The sequence below is a fragment of the Microbacterium sp. P2_F9 genome, assembly GCF_056403635.1.
On the sequence record NZ_JBFUFC010000189.1, the window covers coordinates 1 to 7,621 of the forward strand.

Annotated in this window: 7 protein-coding genes; 6 read left to right on the forward strand and 1 reads right to left on the reverse strand. The window is 68.1% G+C overall.

Annotation, left to right across the window (positions count from 1 at the left end):
• Nucleotides 1-151: 151 nt before the first annotated feature.
• The 6 genes from ruvA to AC1DVT_RS16165 all read left to right on the forward strand — a co-directional run bounded on the left by ruvA (nucleotide 152) and on the right by AC1DVT_RS16165 (nucleotide 7,421).
• A complete protein-coding gene (gene ruvA / locus AC1DVT_RS16140) occupies nucleotides 152-772 on the forward strand; it encodes a Holliday junction branch migration protein RuvA (RefSeq protein WP_477390006.1) in 621 nt (206 codons plus the stop codon).
• Nucleotides 765-1,796: a Holliday junction branch migration DNA helicase RuvB gene (gene ruvB, locus AC1DVT_RS16145; RefSeq protein ID WP_477390007.1), complete on the forward strand. Its 1,032-nt coding sequence runs from the start codon at nucleotides 765-767 to the stop codon at nucleotides 1,794-1,796. The genes ruvA and ruvB overlap by 8 nt, the downstream gene beginning before the upstream one ends.
• An 87-nt stretch (nucleotides 1,797-1,883) precedes the next feature.
• The gene (locus AC1DVT_RS16150) at nucleotides 1,884-2,309 is read left to right on the forward strand and encodes a preprotein translocase subunit YajC (protein WP_477390008.1); all 426 of its coding nucleotides are present in this window, start codon (nucleotides 1,884-1,886) and stop codon (nucleotides 2,307-2,309) included.
• A gap of 35 nt (nucleotides 2,310-2,344) precedes the next feature.
• A complete protein-coding gene (secD, locus tag AC1DVT_RS16155; RefSeq protein ID WP_477390009.1) occupies nucleotides 2,345-4,096 on the forward strand; it encodes a protein translocase subunit SecD in 1,752 nt (583 codons plus the stop codon).
• Nucleotides 4,096-5,085: a protein translocase subunit SecF gene (secF, locus tag AC1DVT_RS16160; protein WP_457098653.1), complete on the forward strand. Its 990-nt coding sequence runs from the start codon at nucleotides 4,096-4,098 to the stop codon at nucleotides 5,083-5,085. The genes secD and secF overlap by 1 nt, the downstream gene beginning before the upstream one ends.
• Nucleotides 5,086-5,144: 59 nt before the next feature.
• The gene (locus AC1DVT_RS16165; RefSeq protein ID WP_457098654.1) at nucleotides 5,145-7,421 is read left to right on the forward strand and encodes a RelA/SpoT family protein; all 2,277 of its coding nucleotides are present in this window, start codon (nucleotides 5,145-5,147) and stop codon (nucleotides 7,419-7,421) included.
• Here the strand turns inward: AC1DVT_RS16165 and AC1DVT_RS16170 are convergent.
• On the reverse strand, nucleotides 7,400-7,621 hold a 222-nt coding region (locus AC1DVT_RS16170), incomplete at its 5' end, for a hypothetical protein (RefSeq protein WP_477390010.1). The two genes, AC1DVT_RS16165 and AC1DVT_RS16170, sit on opposite strands and share 22 nt — an antisense overlap.

The window sequence follows — 7,621 nt, forward strand, 5'->3', positions numbered from 1 at the left end:
CGCGTGGCGCGGCGGTGGAGCCGCGGCGGCTCCCGCGGCCGCGCTGACGCCCGCACAGCGGGCCTGGGCCGACGCAGAGCGGTCCACGCGGCGCTGACACGCCTGCGTGTCGGTCGAACAAAACTGCGAACCGCCTCCGTAGGCTCGGACCATGATCTCGTCTGTCCACGGTCGCGTGGTGCACATCGACACCGACCTCCTCGTGGTCGAAGTCGGCGGCGTGGGACTCAGCGTCTCCGTCACCCCGCAGCTCTCCGCCGCGGCACACCTGGGCGACCAGCTGAGACTGCACACGACGCTCATCGTCCGGGAGGACGCCCTGTCGCTGTTCGGCTTCGACACCCGCGACGAGCTGGGCGTGTTCACCCAGCTGCTCGGCGTGACCGGCGTCGGCCCGCGGTCTGCGCTCGGCATCCTCTCGACCCTGACGGTCGGACAGATCGCCGCCGCGGTGACCGCGGACGACGACGCCCCGTTCCGCCGCGTGTCGGGCATCGGCCCGAAGACCGCGAAGCTCATCGTGGTCCAGCTGGCCGGCAAGCTCGCGCCGTCGCTCGCCACCGTGCCCACGCGACCGGATGCCGCGCCTGCCGTCTCGGCGCAGGTCACGCAGGCCCTCGTCGGGCTGGGCTGGTCGGAGCGGACCGCCGCCGAAGCCGTGGCATCCGTCGCCGATGACGCCTCTGAGACCGACCGCGCCTCGGTGCAGGCGCTGCTGCGTCTGACGCTGGCCATGCTCGGACCGGCCCGTCGGGAGCCCGCCGGTGGATGACTTCAGGGAGACCGGCGAGCCGGTCGACGAGGTGGAGCTCGCGATCGAGGGCGCACTGCGCCCCACCTCGCTCGCCGAGTTCGTCGGGCAGCAGAAGGTGCGGGGTCAGCTCCAGCTTCTGCTGGACGCGGCGCGCATCCAGCAGCGCTCACCCGACCACATCCTGCTGTCGGGTCCGCCAGGCCTCGGCAAGACGACGCTCGCCATGATCGTGGCGCATGAGAGCGGCCGGCCGCTCCGGATGTCGAGCGGTCCGGCGATCCAGCACGCCGGCGATCTCGCGGCGCTGCTGTCCAGCCTGACGCCGGGCGAGGTGCTCTTCATCGACGAGGTGCACCGCATGGCCCGCTCCGCCGAGGAGATGCTCTACCTCGCGATGGAGGACTTCCGGATCGACATCATGGTCGGGAAGGGCGCGGGGGCCACGAGCATTCCGCTCGACCTCGCTCCGTTCACCATGGTGGGCGCCACGACGCGATCCGGGATGCTCCCGAACCCGCTCCGCGACCGATTCGGGTTCACCGCGCACCTGGAGTACTACGAGCCGGAAGAGCTCGAGCGCGTCGTCGAGCGGTCGGCGGCGATGCTCGGCGTGGTGCTGCCGCCCGCGGCCCGATCCGAGATCGCCCGACGGTCACGCGGAACCCCGCGTATCGCGAACCGCCTCCTGCGCCGCGTGCGCGACTTCGTCGTCGTGCACGGCACATCTTCCGGCCACGCCGACATCGAGGCCGTGAGAGCCGCGCTGGAGCTGTACGACGTCGACCGCATCGGCCTCGATCGGCTCGATCGTGCGGTGCTGGACACCATCGTGCGCCGCTTCCGCGGCGGGCCGGTCGGCCTCAGCACGCTCGCGGTCTCGGTGGGCGAGGAGGCCGACACCATCGAGTCCGTGGTCGAGCCGTACCTGGTGCGCATCGGGTTCCTCGGCCGCACTCCGCGCGGCCGCGTCGCAACTGCAGCGGCGTACGCTCATCTGGGCATTCCGCATGCCGAATCGGTGCTCCGATTCGATGACTTATAATCGCTGAAGGCTTTCGCCGACCCTCCCTCCTTACAAAGGCACCGCCGCCACTGGCGTGCGCCTCACCCGAAAGGTGCTCAGACCGCCATGGACTTCACCAAACTCCTCTCCGATTACGGACTGATCATCCTTCTGGTCGTGCTCCTCGTCTTCATGTTCTGGAGCTCGCGCCGCCGTCAGGCGAAGCAGAAGGCCGAGCAGGAGGTCAAGGCGCGTCAGACCGTGCCCGGGGCTGAGGTGCTGCTCCAGGGCGGCCTCTTCGGCACGATCGTCGAGTACGACCCGACCGACCTCGACAAGCCCGCGATCGTGGAGATCGCACCGGGCGTCGACATCAAGGTGCACAGCCAGGCCATCCTGCGCGTCGTGACCCCGGGCGAAGAGACGGTGCCGGGAGACGACTACCTCGGTTCCGAGGCGGCCGAGACCGAGCCCGAGATCGAGCCCGCGTCCGAGGTCGTGACCGACACGCCGGACCCGGACTCCGACGCGGACGCCAAGCCCAACGCCTGAACCTCGCCTTCGGGCACCCGAGAAAGCTGACCCTCGTGGCGACATCCTCCCCCGTCCGGCATGCCTGGCGTGCGCTGATCGGCCTTGCGGCCATCATCGCCGTCCTGTTCGGAATCAATGCGCTCGGCGTGTACGTGTTCCAGGCGTCCTCCTGGACGCCCGCACTCGCACTCGACCTCCAGGGCGGCACCCAGATCATCCTGGAGGCGCAGACCGCCGATGGCTCTGATCCGACGACCGACCAGATGAACCAGGCCGTCACGATCATCCGTCAGCGCGTCGACGCCTCGGGCGTCGGCGAGGCCGAGGTGACGACCGAGGGCGGCAAGAACATCGTCGTCCAGATCCCGGGCGAGGCAGACGACGAGACCCGCCAGCGCATCGAGGCATCCGCCCAGCTGCAGCTGCGCCCCGTGCTGTACGCCGGAGCGCCCGCGAACACGTTCGCCGGCGAGGATGGCAAGGAGACCCCGTACCCGACGCCCGACCCGACGCTGAATTCGACGCCCACCGCGGCACCGACCAATGCGAGCGACCCGGCGTGGATCACGGAGGCGCTGCAGGCGGAGTTCCTCGCCTACGACTGCGCGGATCCGGCGAACGATCCGGCGAGTGAGCCGACCGACGAGCCGCTGGTGACCTGCGACGTCACCGGAACGGTCAAGTACATCCTCGGTCCGGTCGAGCTCGACGGCTCCTCGATCTCGGACGCCAGCTACGGCCTCCAGCAGAACAACGGGCAATGGGCCGTCACCCTGAAGTTCGATGACGGCGGCACCACGACCTTCGGCGAGATCAGCCAGCGCCTGTACGGCCAAACGGCGCCGCTGAACCAGTTCGCGTTCGTCCTGGACGGGCTCGTGCTCTCGGCGCCCGCGATGCAGGGCGTCATCCTCGACGGTCAGCCGAGCATCACCGGCGACTTCACCCAGGTGACGGCGAAGACGCTCGCCGATCAGCTCAAGTACGGTGCTCTGCCGCTGAGCTTCGAGGTCGTCTCGGCGGACACGATCTCGGCGACCCTCGGCTCGCAGCAGCTCGCCATCGGCCTCATCGCGGGGCTCATCGGGCTCGCGCTGGTCGCGATCTACTCGATCATCGTCTACCGGGCGCTTGGCTTCGTGATCATCGCGTCGCTCGTGGTCATGGGCGTGCTGACCTACATCACGATCTGCATCCTGGCATGGCGCATGGGCTTCCGCCTGTCGCTTGCCGGTGTGGCCGGTCTGATCGTCTCGATCGGCTTCACGGCGGACTCGTTCATCGTGTACTTCGAGCGCATCCGAGACGAGCTCCGCGACGGCAAGTCGATCACCGGCGCCGTCGAGGACGGCTGGGGTCGTGCCAAGCGCACCATCTACATCTCGAAGTCGATCAACCTCCTCGCGGCCGTCGTGCTGTACATCCTCGCCGACGCCACGGTGAAGGGCTTCGCGTTCACGCTGGGACTCACGACCGTCATCGACGTGGTGATCTTCATCCTGTTCACCCACCCGGTGATGCAGCTGCTCGCCYGGACGAGGTTCTTCGGGTCGGGGCATCCGCTCTCCGGACTCGACCCGGATGCGCTCGGTGCGGTGTACCGCGGACGTGCGCAGTTCCGCGCCCCGGTCGCCGAGGCGAACACGCCCTCAGGCCGGCGCAATGCGAAGTCGCGCGGCGAGGCTGAGCGACGTCAGACGATCGCCGAGCGGAAACAGGCCCAGCTGTCCGGGGGAGACCCCGCCAAGACCAAGACCGCGGTCGCGGACAAACCGGGCACGCCCGGCAAGGAGGGGGACGACTGATGCGCTCCATGAGTCAGATCGGCAACGACCTCTACACCGGAAAAACCTCGCTCCCGTTCGTCGGGCGGCGGAACCTGTGGTTCATCATCGCCGCGCTGCTGGTGCTCGGCTCGCTGCTGGTGCCGCTGTTCCGCCCCGTCCAGTTCTCGATCGAGTTCACCGGCGGATCGCAGTTCACGGTTTCGGGCGTCTCGACGACCGATCAATCCGTCGCGACGGATGCTGTACACACCGTGGTGCCGGATGCCACGACCAAGGTCACCACGATCGGCACGGACACGATCCGCGTCCAGACCGACCAGATGAGCGCCGACGAGACGCGACAGGTGAGCGTGGCCCTCGCGGACGCGTACAACGTGGCCGAAAGCGAGGTCACGGCCTCGTTCATCGGTCCCAGTTGGGGGGCCGACGTCACCCGCCAGTCCCTGTGGGGCCTGGTGATCTTCCTCGCGCTGACCTTCCTGATCCTGGGCCTCTACTTCCGCACTTGGAAGATGTCCGCCGCCGCGATCATCGGCCTCGTGGACGTGCTCGTGATCACGATCGGCGTATACGCGCTCTTCGGCTTCGAGATCTCACCGGCGGCCGTGATCGGATTCCTCACGATCCTGTCGTACGCGCTGTATGACACCACTGTCGTCTTCGACAAGATCCGCGAGAACACCAGCGAGGACGGCGAGATCTCCGGTCGCACCTTCGGCGAGTCCGTCAACCTGGCGGTGAACCAGACCCTGATCCGCTCGATCAACACGACAGTGGTGGCGATCCTGCCCACCGGGGCGATCCTGTTCATCGGTGCACTGTGGCTCGGTGCTCAGACGCTGACCGACATCTCGCTGGCGATCTTCGTKGGAACGATCGTGGCCGCGTACTCGACGATCTTCGTCGCCTCCCCGCTCTACTCGCTCCTGCGTGAGAACGAGCCGGGAGTCAAGGCGCGCGACCAGCGTGCGCTCGAGACGAGGGCGAAGGCGGGCGTTCCGGCCTGACCGGCGCGGTTTCCCGCGGGCGTAGGATTGATGGATCCAGCGGAGGGGGGACGACGGCCATGACCGAGACCGTCCCCACGCCCTCGGCCGCCGCCCAGGCACCGTCGGCGCAGTCGTCGTCATTGCGACGGCTGGTGCCGCGGATCTTCTCCCGCTCGGCCCGTCGCGACGACGTCGAGCAGCTGATGCGGACGGTGCGCACACACCATCCGAAGGGCGATCTGACGATCGTCGAGCGCGCCTACGCGGTCGCGGAGCGCGCGCACTCCGGGCAGGTCCGCCAGAGCGGCGAGCCGTACATCACGCACCCGCTCGCGGTCGCGCAGATCCTGGCCGATCTCGGTCTGGGGCCGCGGGCGATCGCGGCGGCCCTGCTGCACGACACGGTCGAAGACACCGACTACTCGCTCGAGACGCTCACCGCCGAGTTCGGCGACGAGGTCGCGATGCTCGTCGACGGCGTCACGAAGCTCGACAAGGTCAAGTACGGCGAGAGCGCCCAGGCCGAAACGGTCCGCAAGATGATCGTCGCGATGTCGCGCGACATCCGTGTCCTGCTGATCAAGCTCGCCGACCGACTGCACAATGCGCGCACGTGGGGCTTCGTGCCTCCGGAGAAGGCCCAGAAGAAGGCCACCGAGACCCTCGAGATCTACGCGCCACTGGCGCACCGGCTCGGCATCCAGACGGTGAAGTCCGAACTCGAGGATCTCTCCTTCGCCGTGCTGCACCCCAAGCTCTACGCCGAGATCGAGAGTCTCGTCCGGCAGCGCACTCCGCAGCGTGAGCAGTACGTGCAGAACGTCATCGACTCGGTGGACGCCGACCTCCGCGAGCTGCGCATCCGCGGCCGCGTGATGGGCCGTCCGAAGCAACTGTATTCCGTCTATCAGAAGATGGTGGTTCGCGGTCGCGAGTTCGACGACATCTACGACCTGATCGGCATCCGCGTGCTCGTGGGGAGCGTGCGCGACTGCTACGCGGTGCTCGGCTCGATCCACGCCCGCTGGACGCCGCTGCCCGGACGCTTCAAGGACTACATCGCGACCCCGAAGTTCAACCTCTACCAGTCGCTGCACACGACGGTGATCGGACCGGGCGGCCGCACCGTCGAGATCCAGATCCGCACGAACGAGATGCACCAGCAGGCCGAGTACGGCGTTGCGGCGCACTGGAAGTACAAGGAGCAGATGGCGGGCGGCAAGGCCGACCCAAAGTCGGTGGACGCCGACATGGCCTGGCTCGCGCACATCTCGGACTGGCAGGCTGAGACCGCCGACCCTGGTGAGTTCCTGGATTCGCTCCGATTCGAGATCGGCGCGAAGGAGGTCTACGTCTTCACGCCCAAGGGCCGCGTGATCGGGCTGCCCGCCGGCGCGACGCCCGTCGACTTCGCCTACGCCGTCCACACCGAGATCGGCCATCGCACGATGGGCTCCAAGGTGAACGGACGGCTCGTGCCGCTCGAATCCGAGCTGAAGAGCGGCGACGTCGTCGAGGTGTTCACCTCGAAGAACCCGGATGCCGGACCCAGCCAGGACTGGCTGGGCTTCGTGCGCAGCACCCGGGCACGCAGCAAGATCCGCGGCTGGTTCACCAAGGAGCGTCGCGAAGAGGCCATCGAGCAGGGCAAAGAGGCGATCGCACGCGCGATGCGCCGGCAGAACCTCCCGCTGCAGAAGCTGATGAGCCAGGACTCGTTCTCGGAGGTCGCGCAGAGCCTTCGCTACGAGGATGTCTCGGCGCTCTACGCGGCGGTCGGCGAGGGCAACGTCTCGACGCAGTCGGTGATCGAGAAGGTCACTGCGCTCGTCAGCGCGAACGACACGAGCACGGGCCCCATCGATCTCCCGTTCCTCGGCAAGCCGCGCCAGCCGCGCGGCGGCGACTCCGGGATCCTCGTGCGCGGGGCCCCCGACATCCTGGTCAAACTCGCGAAGTGCTGCACGCCGGTGCCGGGCGATCCGATCGTCGGCTTCGTGACCCGCGGCAGCGGAGTGTCGGTGCACCGTGGCGACTGCACGAATGTGAAGTCCCTGAAGGACAGCCCCGAGCGCCTGATCGACGTCGAGTGGGCGCCGACGACCAAGAGCATCTTCCTGGTGCAGATCCAGGTCGAAGCGCTCGACCGCTCCGGGCTGCTCAGCGACGTCACCCGCGTGCTCAGCGAGCACCATGTGAACATCCTTTCGGCGACGGTGTCGACCACCAACGATCGGCTGGCACTCAGCCGGTTCGTCTTCGAGATGGGCGACATCGTCCACCTCGACCGTGTGCTCAACGCCGTGCGGCGCATCGACACCGTCTACGACGTCTACCGCGTCACGTCGTCCTGACCTTCGCGCGCGGCGATGCCGCGGAGGAAGGCAACCGCCGTCCGCTTGTTCGGTACGACGCCGCGGATGCCGAACCACTCGATCGCGTGGGCCGCGAGACCCGGCTCCGCATCGCTGAGCAGGCGGGCTGMCTCGGCGTAGGTATCGTCTGGCACTCGTGCGAGGTCGGCCAGCGTGCGCTGGGGCGAGGTGACGAGCAC

Coding starts and splice junctions, on each gene's coding strand:
- AC1DVT_RS16150 (WP_477390008.1), top strand. CDS start 1,884: ATGGACTTCACCAAACTCCTCTCCGATTACGGACTGATCATCCTTCTG.
- ruvA (WP_477390006.1), top strand. CDS start 152: ATGATCTCGTCTGTCCACGGTCGCGTGGTGCACATCGACACCGACCTC.
- AC1DVT_RS16165 (WP_457098654.1), top strand. CDS start 5,145: ATGACCGAGACCGTCCCCACGCCCTCGGCCGCCGCCCAGGCACCGTCG.